The 26,806-nt window shown below is 74.4% G+C and carries 19 protein-coding genes, 1 tRNA gene and 2 pseudogenes; 9 read left to right on the forward strand and 13 right to left on the reverse strand.

Annotated elements, in window-relative coordinates; all coding sequences use genetic code 11:
* Window positions 1-414 precede the first annotated feature (414 nt).
* From rho to ACZ4V6_RS12635, 7 genes are all read right to left on the reverse strand, one after another.
* Window positions 415-2,472 (reverse strand): transcription termination factor Rho, encoded by a 2,058-nt coding sequence (rho, locus tag ACZ4V6_RS12605; protein WP_467825828.1) that lies wholly within the window; start codon window positions 2,470-2,472, stop codon window positions 415-417.
* Between the two features lie 409 nt (window positions 2,473-2,881).
* Window positions 2,882-3,811, reverse strand: coding sequence for a homoserine kinase (thrB, locus tag ACZ4V6_RS12610; RefSeq protein ID WP_467825830.1), 930 nt, complete (start codon window positions 3,809-3,811; stop codon window positions 2,882-2,884).
* A 390-nt stretch (window positions 3,812-4,201) separates the two neighbouring features.
* Window positions 4,202-5,260 (reverse strand): threonine synthase, encoded by a 1,059-nt coding sequence (gene thrC / locus ACZ4V6_RS12615; protein WP_467825832.1) that lies wholly within the window; start codon window positions 5,258-5,260, stop codon window positions 4,202-4,204.
* A gap of 6 nt (window positions 5,261-5,266) precedes the next feature.
* Window positions 5,267-6,559: a homoserine dehydrogenase gene (locus tag ACZ4V6_RS12620; protein WP_077796619.1), complete on the reverse strand. Its 1,293-nt coding sequence runs from the start codon at window positions 6,557-6,559 to the stop codon at window positions 5,267-5,269.
* 150 nt (window positions 6,560-6,709) lie between these two features.
* The gene (lysA, locus tag ACZ4V6_RS12625; RefSeq protein ID WP_467825834.1) at window positions 6,710-8,101 is read right to left on the reverse strand and encodes a diaminopimelate decarboxylase; all 1,392 of its coding nucleotides are present in this window, start codon (window positions 8,099-8,101) and stop codon (window positions 6,710-6,712) included.
* Window positions 8,102-8,119: 18 nt separating this feature from the next.
* A complete protein-coding gene (nrtL, locus tag ACZ4V6_RS12630) occupies window positions 8,120-9,184 on the reverse strand; it encodes an ArgS-related anticodon-binding protein NrtL (RefSeq protein WP_467825837.1) in 1,065 nt (354 codons plus the stop codon).
* Window positions 9,185-9,277: 93 nt separating this feature from the next.
* Entirely contained in the window at window positions 9,278-9,781 is a 504-nt protein-coding gene (locus ACZ4V6_RS12635; protein WP_467826487.1) for a response regulator, read from the reverse strand.
* A 162-nt stretch (window positions 9,782-9,943) separates the two neighbouring features.
* Between ACZ4V6_RS12635 and ACZ4V6_RS12640 the strand changes: the two genes are divergently transcribed.
* A tRNA-Arg gene (locus ACZ4V6_RS12640) sits at window positions 9,944-10,015 on the forward strand.
* Window positions 10,016-10,571: 556 nt separating this feature from the next.
* Here ACZ4V6_RS12640 and ACZ4V6_RS12645 read toward each other — a convergent pair.
* Complete coding sequence (locus tag ACZ4V6_RS12645; protein WP_467825839.1) at window positions 10,572-11,315, reverse strand: DUF6083 domain-containing protein; 744 nt, start codon at window positions 11,313-11,315, stop codon at window positions 10,572-10,574.
* On the opposite strand from ACZ4V6_RS12645, the pseudogene ACZ4V6_RS12650 reads away from it, so the two are divergent.
* Both ACZ4V6_RS12650 and ACZ4V6_RS12655 read left to right on the forward strand, forming a co-directional pair.
* A pseudogene (locus tag ACZ4V6_RS12650) lies at window positions 11,296-11,406 on the forward strand (CopG family transcriptional regulator); the annotation flags it as partial. The gene ACZ4V6_RS12645 and the pseudogene ACZ4V6_RS12650 sit on opposite strands and share 20 nt — an antisense overlap.
* Window positions 11,378-11,704, forward strand: a pseudogene (locus tag ACZ4V6_RS12655) (DNA-binding protein); the annotation flags it as partial. The pseudogenes ACZ4V6_RS12650 and ACZ4V6_RS12655, both read left to right, overlap by 29 nt.
* Before the next feature lie 31 nt (window positions 11,705-11,735).
* Here ACZ4V6_RS12655 and ACZ4V6_RS12660 read toward each other — a convergent pair.
* Window positions 11,736-12,365 carry a hypothetical protein gene (locus tag ACZ4V6_RS12660; RefSeq protein ID WP_467825842.1) on the reverse strand — a complete coding sequence of 210 codons (630 nt, stop codon included), beginning with the start codon at window positions 12,363-12,365 and terminating at the stop codon, window positions 11,736-11,738.
* A gap of 67 nt (window positions 12,366-12,432) precedes the next feature.
* Window positions 12,433-14,280 carry a GmrSD restriction endonuclease domain-containing protein gene (locus ACZ4V6_RS12665; RefSeq protein ID WP_467825846.1) on the reverse strand — a complete coding sequence of 616 codons (1,848 nt, stop codon included), beginning with the start codon at window positions 14,278-14,280 and terminating at the stop codon, window positions 12,433-12,435.
* Window positions 14,281-14,505: 225 nt separating this feature from the next.
* Here ACZ4V6_RS12665 and ACZ4V6_RS12670 point away from each other — a divergent pair, with 225 nt between their 5' ends.
* The 6 genes from ACZ4V6_RS12670 (at window position 14,506) to ACZ4V6_RS12695 (ending at window position 22,556) form a co-directional block, all read left to right on the forward strand.
* On the forward strand, window positions 14,506-15,396 hold the full coding sequence (locus ACZ4V6_RS12670) for an SDR family oxidoreductase (protein WP_467825848.1): 891 nt from the start codon (window positions 14,506-14,508) through the stop codon (window positions 15,394-15,396).
* Window positions 15,397-15,830: 434 nt separating this feature from the next.
* Window positions 15,831-17,405 (forward strand): SDR family oxidoreductase, encoded by a 1,575-nt coding sequence (locus ACZ4V6_RS12675; protein ID WP_467825851.1) that lies wholly within the window; start codon window positions 15,831-15,833, stop codon window positions 17,403-17,405.
* 445 nt (window positions 17,406-17,850) lie between these two features.
* Complete coding sequence (locus ACZ4V6_RS12680) at window positions 17,851-18,996, forward strand: polyprenyl synthetase family protein (protein WP_467825853.1); 1,146 nt, start codon at window positions 17,851-17,853, stop codon at window positions 18,994-18,996.
* Window positions 18,993-20,567 carry a phytoene desaturase family protein gene (gene crtI, locus ACZ4V6_RS12685; RefSeq protein WP_467825856.1) on the forward strand — a complete coding sequence of 525 codons (1,575 nt, stop codon included), beginning with the start codon at window positions 18,993-18,995 and terminating at the stop codon, window positions 20,565-20,567. The genes ACZ4V6_RS12680 and crtI overlap by 4 nt, the downstream gene beginning before the upstream one ends.
* Window positions 20,554-21,552 carry a phytoene/squalene synthase family protein gene (locus ACZ4V6_RS12690; protein WP_467825859.1) on the forward strand — a complete coding sequence of 333 codons (999 nt, stop codon included), beginning with the start codon at window positions 20,554-20,556 and terminating at the stop codon, window positions 21,550-21,552. Before crtI ends, ACZ4V6_RS12690 begins: the two co-directional genes overlap by 14 nt.
* A complete protein-coding gene (locus tag ACZ4V6_RS12695; protein ID WP_467825861.1) occupies window positions 21,549-22,556 on the forward strand; it encodes a DUF5914 domain-containing protein in 1,008 nt (335 codons plus the stop codon). The genes ACZ4V6_RS12690 and ACZ4V6_RS12695 overlap by 4 nt, the downstream gene beginning before the upstream one ends.
* A 723-nt stretch (window positions 22,557-23,279) precedes the next feature.
* Here ACZ4V6_RS12695 and ACZ4V6_RS12700 read toward each other — a convergent pair.
* The 3 genes from ACZ4V6_RS12700 to ACZ4V6_RS12710 are packed head-to-tail and all read right to left on the reverse strand — an operon-like array spanning window position 23,280 to window position 26,769.
* Window positions 23,280-24,818, reverse strand: a complete 1,539-nt coding sequence (locus ACZ4V6_RS12700; protein ID WP_467825863.1) for an FAD-dependent oxidoreductase — start codon at window positions 24,816-24,818, stop codon at window positions 23,280-23,282.
* The gene (locus tag ACZ4V6_RS12705) at window positions 24,815-25,549 is read right to left on the reverse strand and encodes a methyltransferase domain-containing protein (RefSeq protein WP_467825866.1); all 735 of its coding nucleotides are present in this window, start codon (window positions 25,547-25,549) and stop codon (window positions 24,815-24,817) included. The genes ACZ4V6_RS12700 and ACZ4V6_RS12705 overlap by 4 nt, the downstream gene beginning before the upstream one ends.
* The gene (locus tag ACZ4V6_RS12710; RefSeq protein WP_467825868.1) at window positions 25,546-26,769 is read right to left on the reverse strand and encodes a lycopene cyclase family protein; all 1,224 of its coding nucleotides are present in this window, start codon (window positions 26,767-26,769) and stop codon (window positions 25,546-25,548) included. The genes ACZ4V6_RS12705 and ACZ4V6_RS12710 overlap by 4 nt, the downstream gene beginning before the upstream one ends.
* Window positions 26,770-26,806 lie beyond the last annotated feature (37 nt).

A 26,806-nucleotide genomic window follows, 5' to 3' on the forward strand; every position in this document is an offset into this window, starting at 1 on the left:
TGCTCAGGGTCGGGTCGGTGCGGCTCCGGCGGTTCGCCGCCGGTGCCCCACCATCGTCCCTCCGTGCGGCGGACGGCGGAACTCGGGACAGGGTCGCACAGCGCCCTGTGCCCGACGTGTGGCGCGCCGGGCACGGAGCGTGTCCGCGCCGGCCGCGGTGCCCGCGGCCACCTGCGGTTTCGGCCGGCGGTGCCGTGCCGGCCGAAACCGCCGACGGTGCTCACGGCTGTGGCGAAGATCGCGGTGCCGGCCCCGCCGGCACCCGGCGTGCAGGTGCGTGCTCCCGTGCTCCGTGCCCGTCCGGACGCCGGACGGGCACCTGCGGGGCCGGGGCCGTGGGCCTGCGCGGGGCAACGCACAGGGCCGCCCCCGTCACGGGTGTGACGGGGGCGGCCCTGTGGCGGTGCGAGGACGTCAGTCGCCGTTGCCCGGCGCCGGGGTCGTCTTCTGGATCTGCAGCAGGAACTCGGCGTTCGACTTGGTCTGCTTCATCTTGTCGAGGAGCAGTTCGATCGCCTGCTGCGAGTCGAGCGCGTGCAGCACCCGGCGCAGCTTCCAGACGATGGCCAGCTCGTCGCTGCCGAGCAGGATCTCCTCCTTGCGGGTGCCGGACGCGTCCACGTCCACCGCCGGGAAGATGCGCTTGTCGGCGAGCTTCCGGTCGAGCTTGAGCTCCATGTTGCCGGTGCCCTTGAACTCCTCGAAGATCACCTCGTCCATGCGGGACCCGGTGTCCACCAGGGCGGTGGCGAGGATGGTCAGCGAGCCGCCGTCCTCGATGTTGCGGGCCGCGCCGAAGAAGCGCTTCGGCGGGTACAGGGCGGTCGAGTCGACACCACCGGACAGGATGCGGCCGGAGGCGGGGGCGGCGAGGTTGTACGCACGGCCCAGACGCGTGATCGAGTCGAGCAGCACGACGACGTCGTGACCCAGCTCCACCAGGCGCTTGGCGCGCTCGATGGCGAGCTCGGCGACCGTGGTGTGGTCCTCGGCCGGGCGGTCGAAGGTCGAGGAGATGACCTCGCCCTTCACCGACCGCTGCATGTCGGTGACCTCTTCCGGACGCTCGTCGACGAGGACGACCATCAGGTGGCACTCGGGGTTGTTGTGGGTGATCGCGTTGGCGACCGCCTGCATGATCATGGTCTTGCCGGTCTTCGGCGGGGCCACGATCAGACCGCGCTGGCCCTTGCCGATGGGCGAGACGAGGTCGATGATGCGGGTGGTGAGGACGCCGGGGTCCGTCTCCAGGCGGAGGCGGTCCTGCGGGTACAGCGGCGTCAGCTTGTTGAACTCCGGCCGCCCGCGGCCGTGTTCGGGCGCCATGCCGTTGACGGAGTCCAGGCGGACCAGCGCGTTGAACTTCTCGCGCCGCTCGCCCTCCTTCGGCTGCCGCACCGCACCGGTGATGTGGTCGCCCTTGCGCAGGCCGTTCTTGCGGACCTGGGCGAGGGAGACGTACACGTCGTTGGGACCGGGCAGGTAGCCGGAGGTCCGGATGAACGCGTAGTTGTCGAGGATGTCGAGGATGCCGGCGACCGGGATGAGGACGTCGTCCTCGTTGATCTGCGGCTCCTGGATCTCGTCGCGCCCGCGGCGGCCCCGGCGGTCGCGGTAGCGGCCGCGACGGCCCCGGCGGCCGCTGCCGTCATCGTCGTAGCCGTCGTCCTGCTGCTGGCGGTCCTGGCGTCCGCCGCCCTGCTGCTGGCGCTGACCGCCGCCCTGGTTCTGCTGCTGGTCGTCGCCCTTGTTGCGGCGGTCGCGGTCGCGCCCGCGGTCGCGGCGGTCGCGGCGGCGGCCCTCGCCGTCACCGGCGTCGCCCCGCCCGTCGCCCTGCTGCTGGCCCTGGGACTGCTGCTGCGCGGAGGAGTCGTTCCTCTGCTCGCTCCTGACCTCGGCGGCGGCCGTGTCGGCGGCGGCCGGGCTTCCGGCGTCGGCGGTGGCCCGGCGGCGGCGGCGCTCGGAGGGGGCGTCGTCGGAGGGGGCGCCCGACTGGTCGGCGGTGGCCGACGCCTTCGGGGAGGGCTGACCGGGAATCTCGATCTGCTGCTGGGCCACGGCCTTGTCGGCGGCCGTCTTGTCCGTCCTCTTCTCGGCCTTGCCCGCCTTCTCGGCCTTCTCAGGCTTCTCGGCGGCGGCGCTCTCGTCGCCCGTACGGGCCCGGGAGGTGGCGCGGCGCTTCGGCTTGGTCTCGCCGGCGGCGTCCGCGGCGGGCGCGGCCTTGGCGGGGGCGCCCCCCGCGGCCTGCGCCTCCTTGATGACCTCGATCAGCTGGCTCTTGCGCATCCGCGCGGTGCCCCTGATGCCGAGGCCCGAGGCGACCTGCTGCAGCTCGGCCAGCACCATGCCCTCGAGGCCGGTACCACGGCGCCGCCGGGAGCCGGCACCGGTGGCAGGCGCGGAGGCGTCCGTGGCGGGCGCGGCAGCGGTCTCCTCGACACGTGCGCCCATCAGATCGGTGGTGTCGCTCACGAAGGGTCCTTCCCTGGAGCGGACGTCGGCCTGTCTGGCTCGGCGACCGGTTGTGCTGTCCGGCTTCGGTCCTTGCTGTGTGAACCGTGCCGGGGCGGTGGTCCGCCGAAACGGCGGAAGAAATATCTGGTGATGGCGCTCCCCCTGACCGTGGCACCCAGTGTCTGTGTCACGCGGTGTGGTCGCACCGGTTCCGGAGCGTGCCCGGCGGGCCGCTCAGTGTCCGTGTCGGCCGTACCGATGACGTACGACGTCGAGCACACAATGCGGCTTGGGGGGCTCCCGGAAGAATGTCTGTCCCGGACGGGGACACGAGGCACCTCGCCATGGTGGGGTCGGGTGCAGACTTGAGATTAACACTACCGGATCCAACAAACATTCCCCCTCTCGAATCGGCAACCGCACGCGTCTAGATGTCGCCGGAGGTCGCCAGTGGCAGGACGACGGCGCCCTGCTGGTCCAGGCTCAGCCGGTTGGCCGCCCAGTCCTCGCCCGCCAGCGCCTCGACCTTGTCGGCCGTGCCGGCGTCGGCCAGCGCCATCACCGTGGGGCCGGCACCGGAGATGACCGCCGGGATGCCGTCGCCGCGCAGCCGCTCCACCAGTGCGGCGCTCTCCGGCATGGCCGGCGCGCGGTACTCCTGGTGGAGGCGGTCCTCGGTGGCCGGCAGCAGCAGCTCGGGGCGCCTGGTCAGGGCCTCGACGAGCAGGGCGGCCCGGCCCGCGTTGGCGGCGGCGTCGACGTGCGGCACGGTGCGCGGGAGCAGACCGCGCGCGGTCTCCGTCAGGACCGGCTTCCCGGGTACGAAAACCACCGGAACGATGGAATCGGCGGGCTCCATCCTGATCGCCCGGGCGGCGCCGGCCTCCATCCACGACAGGGTGAAGCCGCCCAGCAGACAGGCCGCCACGTTGTCGGGGTGGCCCTCGATCTCGGTGGCCAGGTCGAGCAGCGCGGCGTCGTCGAGGCGGGCCTCGCCGCCTATGGTCACCGCGCGGGCGGCGACGATGCCGGCGCAGATGGCGGCGGAGGAGGAGCCGAGACCGCGGCCGTGCGGGATGCGGTTGGCGCAGACGATCTCCAGGCCGCGCGGCTGCCCGCCGAGGAGGTCGAAGGCGGTGCGCAGGGAGCGTACGAGGAGGTGCTTCTCGTCGCGCGGCAGCGTCTCGCTGCCCTCACCCGCGATGTCGATGTGCAGCCCGGAGTCGGCCACCCGGACGACCACGTCGTCGTACAAGCCCAGCGCGAGGCCGAGGGCGTCGAAGCCCGGGCCGAGGTTGGCGCTGGTGGCGGGGACGCGCACCCGGACGGCGGCGGCGCGGAAGGCGGGACCGGCCATCGCTCGATGACTCTCCTTGAGCTGCGTGGTTGTCGAATGTCGTTCGATCGGCATTCGGTGACGAACAGGACCCTCGGGCCGCCGCTTCCTGCCGAACGGGCGACCGGACCGCTGCCGCTTGCCGACCGCGGAGACAGCGCGGCACCGCGGCATATGCGGCGGGCGGGTTCGGTACAGCCTATCGAAGGAAGGTTCTGTGGCGACATAGGGCGCACAGGAGGCGCACGATGCGTGTCGTAAGCCCCCTGTGCACCCCCCGTGAAGGGCTTTCCCGGCTGGGCGTCGCTTACGCCCGTTCGCGCCGGTGGGAAAGGCGCGTTCCTCCGTCGGCGGGGCGGCCGGGACCGCCCCGCCCCCGGGGACCCGGCCGGTGAGGGGCCGGGCGCGTTCTCAGACGAGGCCGAGACGCTCGGCCGCGGTGGCCGCGTCGACCGGGACGGTGACGGGCTGGGGGGCGCCGGCGACGGCCCAGTCCGGGTCCTTCAGCCCGTTTCCGGTGACGGTGCACACGATGCGCTGCCCCGGGTCGACCCTGCCCTGCTCGGCGGCCTTCAGCAGACCGGCCACCGACGCGGCGGACGCGGGCTCGACGAAGACGCCCTCCTGGGAGGCCAACAGCCGGTAGGCGCGCAGGATCTCACGGTCCGTCACCTCGTCGATGGCACCGCCGGACTCGTCCCGCGCGGCGAGCGCGAAGTCCCACGAGGCGGGGTTGCCGATGCGGATGGCGGTGGCGATGGTCGACGGGTCCTTGACGACCTCGCCGCGCACGATCGGGGCGCTGCCGGATGCCTGGAAGCCCCACATGCGGGGCGTCCTGGTGCTGACCTTGTCGGCGGCGTACTCCTTGTAGCCCTTCCAGTACGCGGTGATGTTGCCCGCGTTGCCCACCGGCAGGACGTGGATGTCGGGCGCGTCGCCGAGCATGTCCACGATCTCGAAGGCGGCCGTCTTCTGCCCCTCGATACGCACCGGGTTGACCGAATTGACCAGCGCCACCGGGTAGTTGTCGCTCAGCGCGCGAGCGAGCGTGAGGCAGTCGTCGAAGTTGCCGTCGACCTGGAGGATCTTCGCGCCGTGCACGAGGGCCTGGCCCATCTTGCCGAGCGCGATCTTGCCCTGCGGCACGAGGACGGCGGAGACCATCCCGGCCCGCACGCCGTACGCGGCGGCGGAGGCGGAGGTGTTGCCGGTGGAGGCGCAGATGACGGCCTGCGCGCCCTCCTCCTTGGCCTTGCTGATGGCCATGGTCATGCCGCGGTCCTTGAAGGACCCGGTCGGGTTCGCACCCTCCACCTTGAGGTGGACCTCGCAGCCCGTGCGCTCGGAGAGCACCTGCGCGGGCACGAGCGGCGTGCCGCCCTCACGGAGCGTCACGACCGGCGTGCTGTCGGAGACCGGCAGCCTGTCCCGGTACTCCTCGATGATTCCGCGCCACTGGTGGGTCATTGCTGGTTACTCTCCTTCAACCCGCATGATGCTGGCGACACCCCGCACGGTGTCGAGCTTGCGCAGCGCCTCGACGGTGCCGCCGAGGGCGGCGTCGGACGCTCGGTGGGTGACGACGACGAGGGAGGCCTCGCCGTCCTTGCCCGACTGCCTCACGGTGTCGATGGAGACACCGTGCTCGGCGAACACGGTCGCCACCTGGGCGAGGACGCCCGGTTTGTCGGCGACGTCGAGGCTGATGTGGTAGCGCGTGACGACGTCGCCCATCGGCGAGACGGGCAGTGCGGCATAGGCGGACTCGCCGGGTCCGGTGGCGCCGCCGATCCGGTTGCGGCAGACGGCGACGAGGTCGCCGAGCACGGCGGACGCGGTCGGCGCACCGCCGGCGCCGGGCCCGTAGAACATGAGCTGTCCGGCGGCCTCGGACTCCACGAAGACGGCGTTGTAGGCCCCGCGCACGCTCGCCAGCGGATGGCTGAGCGGGATCATCGCGGGGTGCACGCGCGCGGTGACCGACGCCCCGTCCGCGGCCCGCTCGCAGATGGCGAGCAGCTTGATGGTGCAGCCCATCTCCTTGGCGGAGGCGAAGTCGGCGGCGGTGACCTCGGTCATGCCCTCGCGGTGGACGTCGTCGAGGCGCACGCGCGTGTGGAAGGCGATCCCGGCGAGGATGGCGGCCTTGGCGGCGGCGTCGAAACCCTCGACGTCGGCGGTCGGGTCGGCCTCGGCGTACCCGAGGGCGGTGGCCTCGTCGAGGGCCTCCTGGTACCCGGCGCCGGTGGTGTCCATGGCGTCGAGGATGAAGTTGGTCGTCCCGTTGACGATGCCGAGCACCCGGTTGACCTTGTCGCCGGCGAGGGACTCGCGCAGCGGGCGGATCAGCGGGATGGCGCCGGCGACGGCGGCCTCGTAGTAGAGGTCCTTGCCGTTCGCGTCCGCCGCGGCGTGCAGGGCGGCGCCGTCCTGGGCGAGGAGGGCCTTGTTGGCGGAGACGACGGAGGCGCCGTGCTCGAAGGCGGTGGTGATGAGGGTCCGGGCGGGCTCGATGCCGCCGATGACCTCGACGACCACGTCGATGTCCCCGCGCTTGACGAGGGCGGTGGCGTCGGTGGTGACCAGGGCGGGGTCGATGCCCTCACGCACCCTGTCGGGCCGGCGTACGGCGACCCCGGCGAGCTCCACCGGGGCCCCGATGCGGGCGGCGAGGTCGTCGGCGTGCGTCGTCATGATGCGCGCCACCTCTGAGCCGACCACTCCACAGCCCAGCAGCGCCACCTTCAGCGGACGCGTACGCATCATCCGACCTCGTTTCCTTCATACCTTCTACGGTGGGACCAGTCTCACGCACCGGACGGGACTTTCTGCGTTTCGTCCGGATCGTGAGACATTTATTTCATTTTCGCAGGACGGCCCGGCGGAAGATCTTTTCCGCCGGGCCCGCCGTGCCGCTCATCCGACGTCGAGCCGGAGCAGGTCCTCCTCGGTCTCCCGCCGGACGATGACGCGTGCCTCACCGTCGCGCACGGCGACGACGGGCGGCCGCAGCACGTGGTTGTAGTTGCTGGCCATGGACCGGCAGTACGCCCCGGTGGCGGGCACGGCGATGAGGTCACCGGGTGCCAGGTCGCCCGGCAGGAAGGCGTCCTTGACCACGATGTCACCGCTCTCGCAGTGCTTGCCGACGACCCGGACGAGCATGGGCTCCGCGTCGGAGGTGCGGGAGACGAGGGCGACGCTGTACTCGGCGTCGTACAGCGCGGTGCGGATGTTGTCCGACATGCCGCCGTCGACGGAGACGTACGTGCGCAGCCCCTCCAGCGGCTTGACGGTGCCGACCTCGTAGAGCGTGAAGGCGGTGGGCCCGACGATGGCCCGCCCGGGCTCGACGGAGATGCGCGGGGTGGTGAGCCGGGCGGCCTCGCACTCCCTGGTGACGATCTCGGTGAGCGCCTTGGCGATCTCGTGCGGCTCGCGGGGGTCGTCGTCGCTGGTGTACGCGATCCCGAGCCCGCCGCCGAGGTCGATCTCGGGCAGCTCGACCCCGTGCTCGTCGCGGATGTCCCTGAGCAGCCCGACGACGCGGTGCGCGGCGACCTCGAAGCCCGACATGTCGAAGATCTGCGACCCGATGTGGGAGTGGATCCCGATGACCTCCAGCCCGTCGAGCTGCAGCGCCCGCCGCACGGCCTCGGCGGCCTGCCCCCCGGCCAGCGGGATGCCGAACTTCTGGTCCTCGTGGGCGGTGGCGATGAACTCGTGCGTGTGGGCCTCGACGCCGACGGTGATACGGATCTGCACGCGCTGGCGCCTGCCGAGCTCCTGCGCGATGTGGGCGACGCGGACGATCTCCTGGAAGGAGTCGAGCACGATCCGCCCCACCCCGGCCTCGACGGCCCGCCGGATCTCCGGCACGCTCTTGTTGTTGCCGTGGAAGGCGATGCGCTCGGCCGGCATCCCGGCGGAGAGCGCGGTGGCGAGTTCGCCTCCGGAACACACGTCGAGGTTCAGCCCCTCCTCGTCCAGCCACCGCACCACGGCCCGGGACAGGAAGGCCTTGCCCGCGTAGAAGACGTCGGCGTCGGCGCCGAAGGCGGTGCGCCAGGCCCGTGCCCGGGACCGGAAGTCGGCCTCGTCGAGGACGTAGGCGGGGGTGCCGTACTCCTCGGCGAGCCGCGTCACGGGGATCCCGCCGACGGTGACGGCACCGTCGGCGTCGCGGGTGACGGTCTGGGCCCAGACCTTGGGGTCGAGGGCGTTGAGGTCGGCGGGGGGCGCGGTGTAGTGCCCCTCGGGGAGGACGTCGGCGTGACGGGGCCCGGCAGGGTGTGCGGAACGGCTCATGGCGTCTTCAGGGCTCTCTCAGAGATGGTCGGGTGCGTCGATACCGAGCAGGGACAGGCCGCCGGCCAGCACCGCCCCGGCGGCTTCGGCGAGCGCGAGCCGGGCGCGGTGGGCGGCCGAGGGTTTCTCCGCCCCGCGCGGGAGCACGGCCGGCAGGAGGGGCAGCGCGGCGTCGGCGACGGCGACGAGGTGCCGGGCGAGCCGGTCGGGGGCACGGTGCTCGGCCGCGGCGGCGAGGACACGGGGGTGGTCGGCGAGGGCGGTGAGGAGGCCCTGGGGGGCGGACTCGGCCACGAGGGGGGCGGGCTCGGCGGTGAACCCCAGGTCGGCGGCGTTCCGGGTGAGCGCGCGGGTGCGGGCGTGGGCGTACCGGACGCGGAAGAGCGGGTTCCCCTCGCGCTGGACGAGGTGCTCGCCGCCGGTCCGGGGCCGGTCGTGGGGGGCGGGGTGGAGCAGGGCCCAGCGGCCGGCGTCGCGACCGAGGCGCAGGGGGCCGGGATCGTCGGGGGCGGGGACGGGCCGGACGTTCACGGCGAGCTCCGCGGGCGCGGGCCCGGCGGCGTCGACGCGGACACCGAGGGCGGCGGTCCACCCGGGGTCGAGGGCGGCCGCGCAGCTCGTCCGCACGAGGGCGCCCTGGGAGCGGAGGATGCGGGCGGCGGCCTCGGCGACGACGACGGCACGGAGGTCGTGGGGGCAGTGCAGCTGCACGGCCCGGCCGGCGGACCCGCCGGGTCCGCCGGCGTACCCGTAGCGGGTGCCGCGCCGCAGGATCTCCTCGACGAGGGCGGCGGGGGCGGCGCCGTGGAGACTGATGTTGAGGAACCCGGGCCCGGTGAGGACGACGTCCTCGATGCCGTCGACGTCGACGAGATACGGCCGCAGCACCTCGGCGACCCGGCGAGGGGGCTGCCCGGCCGGCCGGGCGAGCTGGAGGGCGATGTTGGTGGCGTAGTCGCCGCACCCCCCGGGCCCCGGCGGAGCGACCGCGGCCCGCGCGGGAACGGCCACCCGGAGCTCACCCGCGTCGACGGCGCGACGCACCGCGTGCAGCACGGTGCGGGAGAGCTCTACGGGGGTCACGGGTCAAGCGTAGGGGAGGAGGGGGGTGGGTAGGCGAACCCGTTTACCGCAGTCCCGGGATGTGGACGGTCCACGGGGGAACGCACGGACCGACTACCCGGCCGACTCGGCCTGAGCGGACGCCTCGCTCTCCCCGGCGCCTCCGCGGACACCGCTCCGTCCCTCGACCAACTGCCGTACGAGGGCGACGAGCTCGGCGGGCTCGAAGGGCTTGGGCAGAAAGGCATCGACACCACCATCGGCACCGGCGACACCTTCGCCTCCGGCGCCGACCTCGTACTGGGAGGTGGCGCTGACGATGGCGAGGGGAAGGTCCCGGGTCCGGGGATCCGCACGCAGCCGTGCGGCGGTCCGGAGCCCGTCCAACCGTGGCATGACCACGTCCAGCGTGACGGCGTCGGGCCGCACCTGATGGATCACTTCCAGACATTCGACACCATCGGCCGCGGTCACGACCTCGAAGCCCTCCAGCTCGAGATTGACCCTGATCAGCTGCCGGATGACCTTGTTGTCGTCCACAACAAGAACTCGGCCAGACGCCCTAGGCACAACTCGAGAGTAGGTCCGGACCGGCTGCCGCGTCCGGGTTTTCCCCACTTCCACCCCACGCGGGGGACATCGCCCCCGCCGCCCGACACCGGCACTCCGCCTGCGCCGTCGGCGGAGCGGGACGCCGGGAGGGAAACCCGTTCATGACCACCCCGGACGAGCTGGTAGTGTTCTACCCGTCGCCGCGAGCAACAGCTCCCCGGCCGACACGCCCCCGTAGCTCAGGGGATAGAGCAACGGCCTCCGGAGCCGTGTGCGCAGGTTCGAATCCTGCCGGGGGCACCCTGTATGAGGTGCCCGAAGACCCCGTCACCAGCGGAAACGCTGAGGCCGGGGTCTTCGCGTATGTGCAGGCGTGTGCCGCTCGGAGCGGGCGTATGTCGGGGTCCGTGGAGAAGGCCTGGACGGGATCTTGAGGCATCGGCGCAGGTGGGCCCGGGAAACAGGAAGGCCTCCGGACAACCGGGGGCCTGGTACTCGGGACGCTCTGAGCAGGACGCGCGCAGGGTGACGTGGTGGCCGCCTCCAGCAGCCCAGGACGCCTGCGGTGGGCCGCCACCGACCTCGATCTCCGTACGTCCACGGCACGGGCCGTCCGCAGCGAGGGAGCCGGACGGGCGGCTTCATGGTCGTGGTGCAGCCTTCGCGCCGTGACCCGACCGTGCCGGGGAAGGCCGTGAGGGCAAAAAACAGTCCCCGGTAGTGCTGCACGTGTCCTGGGGCTTCAGTCGTCACTGTCGCTCCGGTATCGCGCCGGCTTGCCGGGGGCCTGGACCACATCCTGTCCAAGTCACTCCGCCGACTAGACGTCCTCATCGACTTTGTGGCTCTTTCGGTGTTATGGCTTATTAATCAGGTTAGGCAGGCTATCTGCCGAGTCAATAGGCTTGGGGAAAGTTTCTGGATCGATCATCGAGAGGGTTCCGACGGTGGGGCCGGCGTCCGGCCACCCCTCGGGGGGCGGAGGCCGCTCCGGATCGTTCTGCCGCTCCATTTGTCGCGCGTTCTCCCCCCGTAGGGACGTCAACCACGGCCACAGGTCCGGCAGAGGCTGCGCGGGGCAGGCGAGGCGGTGCTCGACGCGGCACCGCTGGAACTGGTCCGGCGGGCACACCCCGTAGACCGTCGCCCGCCCGTCGGACAGCTCGATCCACCGGTGCTCCGCCGGCACCGTATGGGCCAGTGGATTCATGTCCGGCTCCAGCAGGACCCAGTCCTGATCGAGTGTCGGCACCCGGTCCTGCGGCAGACCGCAGTCAGGGCAACGGGACTGCCCAGCACTCAGCCGCCGCGGTTCCCTCTCCGAAAGCCCCATACCGTGAGGGTCGCCAGTCCGACAGCCCACGCGTAGGGCGCGAACCGGACGGAACCCCTGGGGCAGCGGTCCACTGGCGATACGGGGCGCGACGCGGCAGGTGCGGTCGGCGACCAACGGCCGACGACGCGCGGCCGAGATGCGGCGGGGCCCCCGGGGCCCTGGTCCATGCGGACGGGAAGGCCGGTGACCGCGGGAGGACGGCCGGGAGGACGAGCGGCATGGGCGAGACCCCGGCAAGTACTCGATCACCATGCCGCGTGACATCGCCGAAGCCGCCGGAGCCCACGGCGGCCCTTCGGGGTCGTCCGCCTACGTGGCCGAGGCCCGTGCTGCGGGACCGCACAGTGACCGGTTGGCTCGCTCCGGCCCGCGCCGGCGGCCTACGCGTGGTCACTTCCACAGCCACCCTCGTGGAAGCAGTTCGCCCCCGGATCGAACGCCCGGCGCCGGAGTGGGTCCTTTCCCGCCTCGTCGTCGAGCCGGTCACCGAGTCGATCGCCCGGGACGCCACCGCACTCCTCTCCGACGCCGGCCCCCACGGCCACGGGTGCGCCGTCGACGCGCTGTCCGCGCCCGGCCCCGTCACGGTCCCCGCCTCCGGCCCCGAGGACATCGCGGCGCTGTGCAGCGGGCGTGTCGCCGTGATCACGGTCCGACCGAGCGCCCGGCAGCGGACCGGGTGCGTCAGCGTGTCGTGCGGGACAGTTCGATCCCCTCGCGCAGCCGGGCCGGTGCCCCCTCGCTGAGGGTCCAGCCGTGCGGGGTCGCGATCTCCAGGAGGCCGCGGGCTCCGACGCAGCGGTGCCGGTGGGTTCTGACGAGCGTCGTGCGCCGTTCGGGCTTCTGCTTCCGGAGCTGCTTCTCTATGCGCTCCCGGTGGAAGGCCGGATCGTCCTCGCGTCGGAGTTCACCCCAGGACGTCCACCAGCGGGGGCGGGCGGGGAAGAGGCCGATCGTCCGGTCCAGGAGGCTCAGTACCGGGCGTTCGAGGAAGGGGAGGATTCCGCAGACGACCTCCATCACCAGGCCGTAGGCCACCACGAAGGCCGTGATGGCCAGCCACAGCACCACGTGGAACGGGAAGTACAGCACCGTCAGGGCGAAGCGGAAGCGTCGTCCGGCCTTCGAGCGCGGAGGGCCGGGCTCCCACAGGGCGGACAGCTCCGCCGGCGGCGGGGCGGCGGGCCGGGGCGACGGCTGGGTGTACGCAGGGTGCGCGTACGGCGGGTGTGCCGGGTCCGGGGCGCCCGCCCGGGGGTGTGGGGCGTACGGTCCGCTGGGTCCGGACGGGGACCGGGGAAGCGACGGTTGCACCGGGTCACCCCATCACCGGCGTTGCCGGCATGGCATTGCCGTGCCGGCAACGCCGGGACCGTGGCCGTCAGTTGCTGTCGGCGGTGGCCGTCACGACCGTTGTGCCGGTGGTCCGGTCCGTCTCCGTGCGCTGGCCCGGGATGTGGTCGTCCACCACCGGCTTGCCCATCGCCGCGGCGATGTGGTCCTGGAGCACCTTGCGCCGTTGCTCGAAGAAGGCGTCGAAGTCGTCGGCTCGCATCAGGGCGGGGTCCGCCAGGTGGGTCCTGATGCGCTGTTCGACGCCCTCCGGGCTGGTCTCGGCGGCCTTGGCGAGGCGGTGCAGGTACTCGGACGGGGCGTGGCCGCCGATGATGCGGTTGGTGCGTGCGGTCAACGGGGTCTTGTTGACGATGGAGTTGTAGACGGAGCGGTCGTGGCCGTTCTTCTGGCACCAGGCCTGCGGGAAGATGTGGTGGATGTCCATCGCCTCGTCGAAGTAGACGCTGACCTCCGCCTTCTCCCCCGTCCGCCAGTCCGCAGCGCCCGCTTTGAGCAGGAGGGCGTAGATGCCCTTGTACGCGGCGCTCTGCCGGGTCCGCAGGGTCAGCAGACGGCTCGCCGCGAACTGGGCCTGCGTGACGGTCCGGGGTTCGCGGGACGATCCGCGGATCCATTCGACGACGTCGGGGAGGTCGAGGTTGAAGCGGGTCTCGGTCGTGCCGCCGTAGAGCTCGCCGAAGACGCCGCACCAGTACCAGCGGGCCAGCTTCTCCTGTGCTCCGGCGGTCTCCGCGTCCTTGCCGGCGAGGGCGAAGACCGCCGCCAGGGGGATGAGCTGGGTTCCGTACGGGAGGAAGCGGGTGTCGAAGACGAACTGCTGGCGCAGGAACTTCGCTGCGGCCTTGAAGCCGGCGACGACGCCGGGGGCGTAGCGCCGGTAGTCCTCCAGGCTCAGCACGAGCATGTCCTTGCGCTTGCAGCCGATGCGCGGCAGGCGTTCCTCGTCCGTGCCGGCCTCCTCCTCCTGCCGGCGGCGCTCGGCGGTGGCGAGGAGGGTGACCGCCTGGAGGAAGTCGGTGTTGGAGACCTCCCGCAGGATGGCGTACTCGGGTGCCTCCCAGGCGGCGCGGCACTCGTCCCAGTGCCGACGCAGGTCGAACTCGTCGGCGGCGTACGTCGCGGTGAGCAACTCGAAGACGGTGAGGGTGACTCCGCCCGTGTTGACCTTCTCGAAGACCTGGCACACGGCCTGGCGCGGGGTGTCCTTGCCGAGTTCGATGACCGGGAAGTGGTACAGCTCGAAGGGGAGGATGAAGCCGTCCCGGAAGCCGTACCAGAGTTCCATCGCCTCCGGTGCGAAGCCCCAGTGGCGGGCGTAGCCGTCGCCCCAGGAGTTGTCGAAGAGGCTCCGCAGCGGGAAGAGGCGGTGGTTGTACTCCGACTCCGGTGTCGAGTAGTCCTCCACGACCTCGCCGCGGAAGTTGACCACCTTGCGCGTGGACGGGATGAAGCGGATCGCGTCCTCCCGGTCCTCGTTCTCGTCGAGGGCCTTGACCATGTCGACGTAGAACCAGCCGCCCACCCTGCGCTTGCGCTCGTCCTGGGTGTCGACGGGGCTGTCCATCGCGAGCGACTGGAACAGCGAGGTGAGGCGCTGCTGGCCGTCGAGGACCAGTGACTCCGGCTGCGCCTGCTCGCCGGGGGCCGCTCCCTCGATCGGCCGGTACTTGAAGCGGACGTCCCCGCCGCCCTTGAGCAGCATCACCGTGCCGACCGGGTAGTTGAGGGACACCGAGGCCAGCAGACTCGCGATGTTGGGCCAGGGCCAGACCCAGCCGCGCTGGAACTCCGGCAACTGGATCTTCCCCGCCTCGATCTGCCGCAGCAGGTCCCGCAGGGGCCGCTTGTCGATACTGAACGTCTCGGTCGCCACATCTCCTCCTTGTGCAGCACAACGCGTCCGCCGGCGCTCGGTCACCGGGACGGGCCGCTCGTCGGCTGCGGTGACGCCCCCGCCCGGCGCCGTCGGGTGCGACTTCCACCCTGCCCGATGCGCCGCGTCCCGGGGTCCCTTTTCGATCATTTCGGTGGCGTGCGGGGCCGGTCGCCCGTGCTTACGCTGAGCAGGACGGACGCCGCCCCGGAGAGGAGCCGTCGGATGCCGGTCAGCGAGAGTCCGCTGCGCGGGAGGACCGCCGTCGTGACCGGGGCGGCCCGCGGGCTGGGGGCCGCGTTGGCGCGGGAGCTGTCCGCGCGCGGGGCGAAGGTGGCGCTGCTGGGGCGCACGGAGCGGACGCTCCGGCTGGTGCAGGACTCGCTGCCGGGGGTCGGCGGGTGCTGGGAGGCCGACGTCACGGACGACCGGGCGCTGGCCCGGGCGGGGGCGGACGTCCGGGCGCGGCTCGGGCCCGTGTCCGTGGTGGTCGCCAACGCGGGGGTGGCCGAGGGCGGCCCGTTCGCCGAGTCCGACCCCGCCGTGTGGCGGCGGGTGGTCGAGGTGAACCTGGTGGGCAGTGCCGCGACCGCCCGGACGTTCCTCGGGGACCTGTTCGACACGTCCGGGTACTTCCTCCAGGTCGCCTCGCTGGCCTCCATCGGCGCGGCGCCGATGATGAGCGCGTACTGCGCTTCGAAGGCGGGCGTCGAGTCGTTCGCGCACGCCCTGCGGGCCGAGGTGGCGCACCGGCGTGTGGGTGTCGGCGTCGCCTACATCAACTGGACCGACACCGACATGGTCCGTGACGCCGACGCCCACCCGGTGCTGCGTGAGCTGCGCGGTCACATGCCGCCGCCGGCGCGCAGGATGTACCCCGTGGAGTACGTGGCGGGCCGGCTGGTCACCGCGGTCGAGCGGCGCCGCCCCTCGGTGTACGTGCCTCGCTGGCTGTGGGCGGGCCAGGTGGTCCGTGCCGCGATGCCCTCGGTGGTGACGATGCTGTCGCGGCGTGAGCTGCCCCGGCTGGACGCGGCCGAACCGTTCCGGGCGACGGGTCTGCTCGGTGCCGGTGGCCGGGACGGCCGGGGGGCCTCCCGCCCCGGGCGCGGTTAACCCGCTTGGTCCAGGGGCACGCCGCGGCGTGTCCGGGGCCGGGCCGGGCCGGGCGTCCGGGTGGCGGGTGCATCCGTCGGGCCGGCGGGCGGTGAAGTGGTGGCGTGGACGGCCGGCCCGTCCGCCTCCACCGGCGACGGCGGTCGGGCCGGGCGGTTCGCGTCCTCCCCTCGGCGCCGCCGGCCGGCTGAGCACGGCGGGCGGGGGCGCACCGGCGCGGCGATGATCGGACCGACGCGCGGTTCGCACCGCCCCGTGAGAACCGGCTCCCGGAAGGACCGGGACCGGAAGGACCAGGGCCGGAAGGACCAGGGCCGGAAGGACCGGGACCGGAAGGACCGGGACCGGAAGGACCGGGACCGGAAGGACCGGATCCGAAGCACCACCCCCGGGAAAACCGCACCCGGAGAACCACCCCCGTGAAAGGAGCACCCGTGGCAGCCACTGAGGGTCCGCGGAGCGGCGAAGGACTGCTGTGCCTGGTCACCGGCGCCTCCGGCTACATCGGCGGGCGGCTGGTGCCCGAGCTCCTGGAGGCCGGTCACCGGGTGCGCTGCCTGGCCCGCTCCCCCGGCAAGCTCCGCGACCACCCCTGGTCCCGGGACGTCGAGGCGGTGCGCGGCGACGTCACGGACGCCGATTCCGTCGCCGGTGCCATGCGCGGCGTGGACGTCGCCTACTACCTGGTGCACGCGCTGGGGACCGGCTCCGGGTTCGAGGACACGGACCGTCGCGCCGCGCGGGTCTTCGCCGAGCAGGCGCACGCCGCCGGGGTGCGGCGGATCGTCTACCTGGGCGGTCTCATCCCGCGGGGGGTGCCCGAGCGTGCCCTCTCGCCGCACCTGCGCTCCCGGGCGGAGGTGGGGCGCATCTTCCTCGACGGCCCGGTGCCCGCCACGGTGCTGCGGGCGGCGGTCGTCATCGGGTCGGGGTCGGCGTCGTTCGAGATGCTGCGGTACCTGACCGAGCGCCTGCCCGTCATGGTGACCCCCAGCTGGGTGCACACGCGGATCCAGCCGATCGGGGTCCGCGACGTGCTGCGCTACCTGGCCGGTTCGGCGACCATGCCGGCCGACGTCGACCGCGCCTTCGACATCGGGGGGCCGGACGTGCTGACCTACCGGGAGATGATGCGCCGCTACGCCGTCGTCGCCGGGCTCCGGCACCGGGTCATCGTGCCCGTGCCGGTCCTCACCCCGCGGCTCTCCAGCCACTGGGTCGGCCTCGTCACCCCGGTGCCCGCGTCCATCGCCCGGCCGCTGACGGAGTCGCTGCGCCACGAGGTGGTGTGCCACGAGCACGACATCGCCCGGTACGTGCCCGACCCGCCGGGGCGGCCGCTGCCCTTCGACGAGGCCCTGGGGCTGGCCCTGCGCAGGGTCCGGCAGGCCCAGGTGGACACCCGGTGGTCGTCGGCCTCCGTGCCCGGCGCGCCCAGCGACCCGCTGCCCACCGACCCCGACTGGGCCGGCGGCAGCCTGTACCAGGACGACCGGGAGCTGACGGTCGAGGCGTCCCGCACCGCGCTGTGGAAGGTGATCGAGGGCATCGGCGGCGACAACGGCTGGTACTCCTTCCCGCTCGCCTGGGCGGTGCGGGGGTGGCTGGACCGGTTCGTCGGCGGGGTCGGCCTGCGCCGCGGCCGGCGTGACGCCGAGCGCCTGCGGGTCGGTGACTCGCTGGACTTCTGGCGGGTCGAGGAGATCGAGCCGGGCCGGCTGCTGCGGCTGCGGGCCGAGATGCGGCTGCCCGGTTTGGCCTGGCTGGAGATGTACGCCGAGACGGACGACGACGGCCGCACCCGGTACCGCCAGCGCGCGCTGTTCCACCCGCGGGGACTGCTCGGCCACGCCTACTGGTGGAGCGTGTCGCCGTTCCACGCCGTCGTCTTCGGCGGGATGGCCCGCAACATCGCGCAGGCCGCCGCCAAGGGCATGAGCGCGCACGGCCGGACACGGCGCGCCGGCCGCACCGGGCGCGGCCGCCCGGTGAAGGACCTCCGGCGGTGAAGGACCTCCGGCGCCGGCGCGCACGTCCCGTCCGGGTGCGGCCGCGGTGGCGACGGGAAGGGAGGGACACGTCATGCCGGGGGCCGGCGGGACCCGGGCCACGGCACCGGCGACCCGTGCCGGGGCGCGGGCGGCGCTCGAGCGGTTCCTCGCCCACCGGCCGGCGGCCTCCGGCCCCTGCGGGGACGCCGTGCCCGCCGCCGGCCCGGTGATGAGCCACGGCCCGCTGTCGCCCCCCGCCCGGCCCCGTCCTGCTCGGCCCCGCCGAGTACGTCGAGCGGGTCGGAGGCGGGGTGACGCACCGCCATGAGGTGTCTGCTGCTGGGCCGGTGGAGTGACCCTCGCCCCGGCGACCCGTCCGCGTGACGGGGATCGGCGCATCCATAGAAGGGCACTCAGCCGAAGCACTGCTGTGCGGGTGATCGAGAGCGACAAGGGGTTGTGCATGCTGGGACTGCGGCCCACGGTGGCCGAACAGGTCGGACGGGCCGACGGTCCACGGACGGCGCGCGACGCGGCCCGGGCCGTCGAGGCGGAGCTGGGACGCCTCCTCGACGACGCGCTGGGACGGGCCCGGGACACCGATCCGGTGTTCGCCCGTGACGTCGCGGGCCGGGTCGCGGCGCTGGTGCTGCGGGGCGGGAAGCGGCTGCGCACGGCGTTCGCGTGGTGCGGGTGGCGTGCCGCGGGCGGGGCGGGGGACGCCACGGCGGTGCTGCGCACGGGCGCGGCCCTCGAACTGGTGCAGGCGTGCGCCCTCATCCACGACGACGTGATGGACGGGTCGCCGCTGCGCCGCGGCGCGCCGGCGGTGCACGTGGACCTCGCCCGCATGCACGAGGCCGCGCGCATGACGGGCTCGCCCGAGGCGTTCGCGGTCTCCGGGGCGGTGCTCGCCGGTGACCTCGCGCTGGCCTGGGCGGACGACCTGATGACGGAGACGGCGCTGGGCTCGCCGCACGGCCCGCGGCTGCACCGGGAGTGGCAGGCGATGCGGACCGAGATGGTCGCCGGGCAGTACCGGGACATCCACGCGCAGGCCACGGGCGCGTCCGGTGTGGAGGAGGCGATGACCATCGCCACCCTCAAGAGCGCCCTCTACACCGTGGAGCGGCCGCTGGCCCTGGGTGCGTCCCTGGCCGGGGCCGAGGGCCCGGTCCTGGACGCCCTGCGCTCCGCGGGGCGGTGTGCGGGGCTCGCCTTCCAGCTCCGCGACGACCTCCTCGGCGCCTTCGGCGACCCGGCCGTGACGGGCAAGCCGGCCGACGACGACCTGCGCACCCGCAAGCTCACCTGCCTGCTCGCCGTCGGCTCCCGGCTGGCCGGTGCGTCCGGTGACCGGGAGGCCGCGGAGGCGCTCGCCCCGGGCGGGTCCGCCGCGTCCGGCGACGACACGGTGCGCCGGATGCGGGCCGCGCTGGAGCGCACGGGCGCCCGGGCCGTCGTCGAGTCCAGGATCTCGGAGCTGGCCTCGGCGAGCCTGCGGCACTTCGAGGGGACCGGTGCCCCGCCGCCGGTGCGGCGGGAGTTCGCGGCGCTGGTGGAACGGGCGGCCGGGACCGCGCCGCGGCGCACCGGGGAGGCGGCGTGAGGACCGTGCCGGGCGCCACGGACCACGTGGTGGTGGTGGGCGCCGGGCTGTCCGGACTCGCCTGCGCGCTGCACCTGCTGGGCGCCGGCCGCCGCGTGACGGTCGTCGAACGGGATCCCGGGCCGGGCGGCCGGGCGGGCCGGGTGCGGCTGGGCGGCTACGAGGTGGACACCGGGCCCACGGTCCTGACCATGCCGCACCTGGCCGACGAGGCGTTCGCCGCCGTGGGCGACAGCCTGCACCGGCACGTGGAGCTGACGGCCCTGCACCCCGCGTACCGGGCGTCGTTCGCGGACGGCGCCGCGCTCGACGTGCACACCGACGGCGAGGCGATGGAGGCCGAGGTCGAGCGGTTCGCGGGGGCGGCGGAGGCGGCCGGCTACCGGAGGCTGCGGGAGTGGCTGGAGCGGCTGTACCGGGCGCAGATGCGGCGCTTCATCGACACGAACTTCGACTCCCCCTTCCAGCTGCTGCACCCGGATCTGGCGCGGCTGGCGGCGCTGGGCGGTTTCGGGCGGCTGGACCGGCGCATCGGCCGCTTCCTCACCGATCCCCGGCTGCGCCGCGTCTTCTCCTTCCAGGCCCTGTACGCCGGAGTGGCCCCGGCCAGGGCCCTCGCGGCGTACGCGGTGATCGCCTACATGGACACGGTGGCCGGTGTGTGGTTCCCCAAGGGCGGCATGTACGCGCTGCCCCGGGGGATGGCGGACGCGGCGGGCGCGGCGGGCGCGGAGTTCCGCTGGTCGGCGGAGGTGACGTCGCTGGAGCGGTCGGGGGGCCGGGTCCGCGCGGTGCGCCTGGCGTCGGGTGAGCGCCTCGCCTGCGACGCGGTGGTGCTGACCTGCGAACTGCCCGCGGCGCACGCGCTCATGGGCCGCGCGCCCCGGCGCCCGGTGCGGCTGCGGCACTCCCCGTCCGCCGTGATCCTGCACGCCGGGACCGACCGCACCTGGCCCGGTCTCGCCCACCACACCCTGTCCTTCGGCGCCGCCTGGGAGCGCACCTTCGACGAGCTGACCCGTTCGGGACGGCTGATGAGCGATCCCTCCCTGCTGATCACCCGGCCGACGGCGCACGACCCCGGCCTGGCGCCGCCCGGCCGGCACCTGCACTACGTCCTGGCGCCGTGCCCGAACACCGACGTGGGCCCCTCCGGCGCCGAGTGGCGGGACCTGGGGCCGCGCTACCGCGACGGCCTGGTCGCGGAGCTGGAGCGCCGCGGTCTGGACGGCTTCGCGGCGAGCGTCGAGGAGGAGCTGCTGGTGACGCCCCTGGACTGGGCGGCGCAGGGGCACGCGGCGGGCAGCCCCTTCTCGGTCTCCCACACCTTCGCCCAGACCGGCCCGTTCCGCCCGCGCAACCTGGTGCGCGGCCTGGAGAACGTGGTGCTGGCGGGCTGCGGCACCACCCCCGGCGTGGGCGTGCCGACGGTGCTGATCAGCGGCAAGCTCGCCGCCGCCCGCGTGACCGGAGGCGGGACCGCCGCCGCCCGTCGCGCCCCCGTCCGTCCGGCGCGGCACGGCGCCCGGACCCTCGCCCCGACCGCGGAGGGCACGCATGACGCGACGTGAACTGGACGCCGCGGGCATCACCGACCCCGCCCTGCGTGCCGCCTACTCCGCGTGCCGCAGGCTCAACGCCCGCCACGGCAAGAGCTACTTCCTGGCCACCCGCCTGCTCCCGGTGGAGCGGCGGCCGGCCGTGCACGCCCTGTACGGGTTCGCCCGCTGGGCGGACGACATCGTGGACGACCTCGGCCGGGACCGGACGCCCGCGGAACGCGACCGGCTGCTGCGGCGTCTGGAGGGCGACCTCGCCCGCGGGCTGCGCACCGGTGCGGGCGACGAGCCCGTGGTGCGGGCGGTGGCCGACACCGCCGAGCGGTACGCGATCGAGCCCGGGCTGTTCGCGGACTTCATGGCCTCGATGCGCAGCGACCTGCACGTCACGGACTATCCGACCTATGCCGACCTGCGGGGCTACATGCACGGTTCGGCCGCGGTGATCGGGCTCCAGATGCTGCCCGTGCTGGGGACGGTCGTCCCCCGCGAGGAGGCCGCGCCGCACGCGGCGGCCCTCGGGGTGGCCTTCCAGCTCACCAACTTCCTGCGGGACGTCGGCGAGGACCTGGACCGGGGCCGGATCTACCTGCCGGCGGACCTGCTCGCCGCCCACGGCGTGGACCGGCCGCTGCTGGAGTGGAGCCGGCGCACGGGCCGCGACGACCCGCGCGTGCGGGCGGCCCTCGTCGCCGCGGAGGCCCTGGCGAGGAGCGAGTACCGGGCCGCGGAGGCGGGCATCCCCATGCTCGACCCGCGCACGCGCCCCTGCATCGCGACGGCGTTCGCCCTCTACGGCGGCATCCTGGACGCCATCGCGGACCAGGGGTACGCGGTCCTGCACCGCCGGGCGGTGGTGCCGCGCCGGCGCCGCGCGGCCGTGGCGGCGGCCGGGGCCGTGCAGATCGCCGTCGCGCGCCGGCGCGCGGCCCGCACCGGAGGCCGGGCGCCGCGTCCGGACGCCGCCCCGCTCGAGACGAAGGGATCCGTGGGATGAGTGACCGGCCTGACCGGGCCCGCTGGACACCGCCGCTGCGGCGACGCCGCCGGTCGGACTGGGCGCAGCAGACGCCGACCTGGCGTCAGGCCCGTCCGGCGCTGATCGCCGAGGCGCTGAAGCGGGCCTCGGCCCGTCCGTCGGGCAACTGGTTCGTGGTGGGCTCCTCCCGCGAGGTGCGCGCCGGCGGCCGGCCCTTCGGCAGGACGGTGGGCGGTGAGGAGGTCGTGCTGTGGCGGACGGACACCGGCGGGCTGCGGGCGGGCCCCGGGGTCTGTCCGCACCTCGGCGCCCCCCTGCGGGACAGCCGGGTGGTGTGCGGGACGCTGGTGTGTCACTGGCACGGACTGGCCCTGGAGGGGGGGCCGTTCGCCGGGTGGGACCCCTACCCGGTGCACGACGACGGGGTGCTGGTGTGGGTGCGGCTGGACGCGGTGGGCGGTGAGGAGCCGACGGACCTCCCCGTGGTCCCGGCGCGGCCGGCCGCGGGCAGCGGGGTGGACGCCGTCTTCACGGCCGTCGGGCGGTGCGAGCCGGAGGACGTGGTCGCCAACCGGCTCGACCCGTGGCACGGCTCCTGGTTCCACCCCTACTCGTTCGTCGACCTGTCCGTCGCCCGGCCGCCGCGGGGCGAGGACGACGACGTCTTCGTCGTCGACGTCTCCTTCCGGGTGACGGACCGTCTGGTGGTGCCGGTGCGGGCGGAGTTCACCGCGCCCGGGCCCCGCACGGTCGTCATGCGCATCACCGAGGGGGAGGGCCGTACGTCGGTGGTGGAGACCCACGCCACGCCGCTGACGGCCGCGGGCGCCGGCCGGCCCCGGACCGCCGTCGTGGAGGCGGTCGTCGCCGCCTCGGACCGGCGCGGCTTCGCCCTGGCGCGGGCCGCGGCGCCCGTGCTGCGACCGCTGATGCGCCGGACCGCCGGCCGGCTGTGGCGCGACGACCTCGCGTACGCGGAGCGGCGCTGGGCGCTGCGCGGCACGGGCCGCTTCCCCGGCTGAGGACGCGGGGACGGTGCGCAGCCCGTCCCGGTGTCGCTGAGGACACGGGGCGGTGCCCAGCCACTCCCGCTGCCGCAGGGGCGCGCGGGGGCGGTGGCCAGTCGCTCCCGACGCCGCAGAGGGCACGGGGACGTGCTCAGCCGGTCCGCTGCCACCGGGGGGGCACGGGGACGGCCCGACCCCGTCCCGGGACCGCTGAGGGCGAAGGGCGGGGATCAGCCGGTCCCGGTGCCCGCAGGCGCGCGGGGGCGGTGGCCAGTCGCTCCCGACGCCGCAGAGGGCACGGGGACGTGCTCAGCCGGTCCGCTGCCACTGGGGGACGGAGACGGCCCGACCCCGTCCCGGGACCGCTGAGGGCGAAGGGCGGGGATCAGCCGGTCCCGGCGCCCGCAGGCGCGCGGGGGCGGTGGCCAGTCGCTCCCGACGCCGCAGAGGGCACGGGGACGTGCTCAGCCGGTCCGCTGCCACCGGGGGGGCACGGGGACGGCCCGACCCCGTCCCGGGACCGCTGAGGGCGAAGGGCGGGGATCAGCCGGTCCCGGCGCCCGCAGGCGCGCGGGGGCGGTGGCCAGTCGCTCCCGACGCCGCAGAGGGCGCGGGGACGTGCTCAGCCGGTCCGCTGCCACTGGGGGACGGAGACGGCCCGACCCCGTCCCGGGACCGCTGAGGGCGAAGGGCGGGGATCAGCCGGTCCCGGTGCCCGCAGGCGCGCGGGGGCGGTGTTCAGCCGGTGCCGATGCCGCCGAGGGCGCGCAGCGCCGCGGACCGGCCGGCCCGGGGCACCGTCCACAGGGTCTGGCCGCGTACGCCCCAGTCCGCGAGGAGGCGTCCGGCCGCCAGGAACCCGGTGGTGGCCGCGCGTTCCATCAGGGCCACGGGCAGGTCGCTGCGGATCGCGTCGCCGGCCAGGGTCACCTTCGGGTGGGGTGTGGCGACGGTGGGCCGCCGGGCGTGGGAGCCGACGGGGAAGAACGGGCAGTCGGCGCGCCACTCGTGCCGGATGTCCACGATCCGGGCCCGCCGGGTCTCCGGGTACACCCGGTGCAGGCTGTCGACGAGGCGGTTCTGCACCGTCCGGGGCGCCGATCCGGCGGCGACGGCGTAGGCGTGCAGTTCGACGACGGAGCCGCCGGTGCGGGCGGCCCAGCGGGCGGCCTCGCCCTCGTAGCGGTCGAGGACGCTGACGTTGTCCAGGCCGTCGTAGCCGCTGGTGCCGAGGAAGCCGGGGCGGTCGGCGCGGACCGGCCGGTCCAGCCACAGCCGGGAGACCAGGAAGGGCGGTGCGGTGGTCAGGGCGGCGACGTCGTCCCGCCAGGTCTCGGTGCCGAGGTCGGGGGACGCGGCGATCACGCCGCGCAGGGCCCCGGGGTCGAGGGCGAGGACCGCGGCGTCGTACCGCTCCAGGGTGCCGTCCGTGCGCACCTGGACGCCCCCGTCGTCGTCGGGGTGAACACCGCGCACGGGCGTACCGGTGCGGATGTCGGCGCCGAGGCGCCGGAGGTAGTCGCCGAGGGGCTCCCAGAGGGCCTGCGGGAAGGGCTCGTCGGGGACGTCGAAGAGCAGGCCCTCGGCGGAGCCGAGGAAGTAGATGTGGAACATCAGCAGCAGTTCCGCGGCGGACAGTTCGCGCGGGTCGGCGAAGAAGCTGCGGGAGAACACCTCGAAGGCCAGGTGGTGGGCGGCCTCGGGGAAGCGGACGCGTTCCAGGAAGTCCGTGGCGCTGGTGCCGTCGAAGCGTTCGTAGACCTGCGGTACGCGGACGTCGAGGAGCGGCAGGGCGGCGCGGGCGTCCATGCCGGCGAGGTCGCGCCAGCCGAAGGTGGGGCTGAGGGCGACGAAGCCGAGCGCGCTGAGGGGCGGGGTGCGCGGGACGCGGGCGAAGCTGTCGGTCAGTCCGCCGCTGTGCCGCAGCGGGTAGTCGGGCAGCGGGCGGAGGCGGTCGAGGCCGGGATCGGTGCGCCGCAGCAGGCCGCGCAGGTTGTAGTACTGGCGGAAGAAGGCGTGGAAGCCGCGGCTCATGGTCACCCCGGTCCCGTCGGAGAGCCGGGTGGGCCAGCCGGCGAGGCGTCCGCCCAGCGACTCCTCGCGCTCGTGGAGGGTCACGCGGGCGCCCCGCTCGGCCAGCAGGGTCGCCGCCGCGAGGCCGGCGATGCCGCCGCCGGCCACGGCGACCCGGGGCGCGTCGCCGGGGGCGAAGCGGGCCCGGCCCGGCGGGGGCGTGAGGATCTCGGCCTTGCGGTCGCGGCCGCGGCGGGCGGTCATCGGGCGTCCTCCGCGGCCGGGCCGGCGGTGCCGTTGCGTGCCGTGAAGGTGTGCACGATGCCGGTCTGCCATCCCGCGACGGGGACGACGCGGACGCCGGTGAAGCCGGCGCCGGCCAGGCGCCCGGTGAAGGCGGGGGCGGTGTCGAAGTCGAGGACGCTGCGCCACAGGTGCCGGTAGAGGGCGCGGTCGCCGCTCAGGGTGCCCGCGGGGATGATCACGCCGTGGCACACCGTCGTCCACAGGGCGCGGTGGGCGGCCGAGCCGCTGAGGCTGTACTCGTGGACGGCGAGCCGCCCGCCCGGCCGCAGCAGCGAGCGGACGGCGCCGAGGACCTTGTCGGGGTCGGTGACGTTGCGGAACAGGTAGGCGGCGAACACGGCGTCGTACGGTCCCTCGTCCGTCGTCGTGGCCTCTTCGGCGGTCAGGTGCCGGAACCGCACGCGCTCGGGCCACGGCTTGGCCAGGGCGCGGCGCAGCATTCCGGCGGAGGCGTCGACGGCCGTGATGCGGGCGCGCGGCGCGGCCCGCAGGAGGGCCGCGGTGGACGCGCCGGTGCCGCAGCCGAGGTCCAGCACGTGCAGGCCGGCCCCGGCCCGGGGCAGCCGCAGGCGGCGGGCCGAGCGCAGCAGGCCGGTGCGGTAGCCGGGGTTGAGGGCCGTGAGGCGGTCGTAGGTGTGGGAGGCGTGGTCGAAGGCGCGTGCCAGGTCGTGGTCGCGCAGCAGTGTCATCGGTGGCCTTCTCCGGTTCGTGGGGCGGGCGGCGGGCGGCGGGGCAGGAAGGGCAGTTCGACGGCGGTGCGGAGCATGGGGCCCACGGGGGTGCGCAGGCCGATGCTCCATTCCTCCCAGGGGGTGGTGTCGCCGTCGAGGAAGCGCAGCAGGCGTTCGGGCGGGACGCGGCGGAACAGGCCGGTGAAGAAGCGGGGCCCGTCGATGCGTCCGGTGTCCAGGGCCCGCAGCATCACGGCGTCCATCGCGAGGGCCCGCCGGCCGTGCGGCGGGGGGACGTCCGCGTGCCCGGCGTGCAGGGCGGCGGCGATGGCGCGGCTCTGCCGCTGGACGGCGGCGAAGGTGTAGCCGGTCGCTGGGCGGGTGGCGCCGCCGGCGGTGCCGATGCGGTGGACGGCCGGTCCGACGCGCCGGGCGAAGCGGGCGTCGGTCATGGGGATGACCCCCTGCTCCGCCGACTCGACCGTGAACGCGCCGAGCCGCAGGACGTCGCGGCAGTAGTGGGCGAGCGCCGCCTCGTACGCCCCGGTGGTCAGCGGTGTGCGGGAGAACTCGGTGTACTCGACGAGGGCGCGGTCGGGCGCCGTGGGCAGGACGTAGCCGAAGGCGAGCCCGTGGCGGGGCTGCGGCACCCGGAAGTCCATCAGGTCGGCCGTGCCGGGGTCGAACCGGTCCGTGGCCGTGTGCACGAACCAGCCGCGGAAGTGCTGGAGGAGCCGCGTGCGGGCCGGGGGGAGCGTGCGTCCGGGCCGGGAGTCGAAGACGTGCCGCGCCCGCAGTGTCAGGGGCCGCCCGTCGGGGTCCGTGCACCGCACCTCCGCGCCGCCGGCCGTGTTGCGCACCGTGTCGGCCGTCGCGCGCAGCACCCGTACGTGCGGGGAGCGGGCGAGGCGGGAGTGCACGAGCCGTTCGAAGTCCGTGGACCGGAGCATGCGGTAGGTCAGCGGCTCCGGGTGCACGGTGACCGCACGGCCGTCGGCGCCGTGCACCCGGAGCCTGGCCCAGGAGGCGCTGACCGCCTCGTCGAGGTCGTCGGTGCCGTGGTCCCAGTAGCACCAGGTCCGCTCGCCGGGGCGCAGCGGTCCGTCGGGGGCCTCCACGAGGGTGACGGCGGGGGAGGCGGGGGCGGTGAGCCGGAGGGCCAGGCTGAGTCCGGCCGCGCCGCCGCCGACGATGACCACGTCGCACGGCTCCGCGGCGGTGCGGGGGCGCCGGCTCACCCGACGCGCCGTTCACCGACGGGGGCCCCGTCCGGGG

Source organism: Streptomyces sp. NPDC029152, from assembly GCF_055564355.1.

Excerpts from the sequence above, each read along its gene's own strand:
- thrC (WP_467825832.1), bottom strand. The coding sequence starts at position 5,260 with ATGACCCACCAGTGGCGCGGAATCATCGAGGAGTACCGGGACAGGCTG.
- ACZ4V6_RS12620 (WP_077796619.1), bottom strand. The coding sequence starts at position 6,559 with ATGATGCGTACGCGTCCGCTGAAGGTGGCGCTGCTGGGCTGTGGAGTG.
- ACZ4V6_RS12690 (WP_467825859.1), top strand. The coding sequence starts at position 20,554 with ATGACGCGACGTGAACTGGACGCCGCGGGCATCACCGACCCCGCCCTG.
- ACZ4V6_RS12700 (WP_467825863.1), bottom strand. The coding sequence starts at position 24,818 with ATGACCGCCCGCCGCGGCCGCGACCGCAAGGCCGAGATCCTCACGCCC.
- ACZ4V6_RS12705 (WP_467825866.1), bottom strand. The coding sequence starts at position 25,549 with ATGACACTGCTGCGCGACCACGACCTGGCACGCGCCTTCGACCACGCC.
- ACZ4V6_RS12680 (WP_467825853.1), top strand. The coding sequence starts at position 17,851 with ATGCTGGGACTGCGGCCCACGGTGGCCGAACAGGTCGGACGGGCCGAC.
- thrB (WP_467825830.1), bottom strand. The coding sequence starts at position 3,811 with ATGGCCGGTCCCGCCTTCCGCGCCGCCGCCGTCCGGGTGCGCGTCCCC.
- ACZ4V6_RS12670 (WP_467825848.1), top strand. The coding sequence starts at position 14,506 with ATGCCGGTCAGCGAGAGTCCGCTGCGCGGGAGGACCGCCGTCGTGACC.
- lysA (WP_467825834.1), bottom strand. The coding sequence starts at position 8,101 with ATGAGCCGTTCCGCACACCCTGCCGGGCCCCGTCACGCCGACGTCCTC.
- ACZ4V6_RS12695 (WP_467825861.1), top strand. The coding sequence starts at position 21,549 with ATGAGTGACCGGCCTGACCGGGCCCGCTGGACACCGCCGCTGCGGCGA.
- ACZ4V6_RS12645 (WP_467825839.1), bottom strand. The coding sequence starts at position 11,315 with ATGTCACGCGGCATGGTGATCGAGTACTTGCCGGGGTCTCGCCCATGC.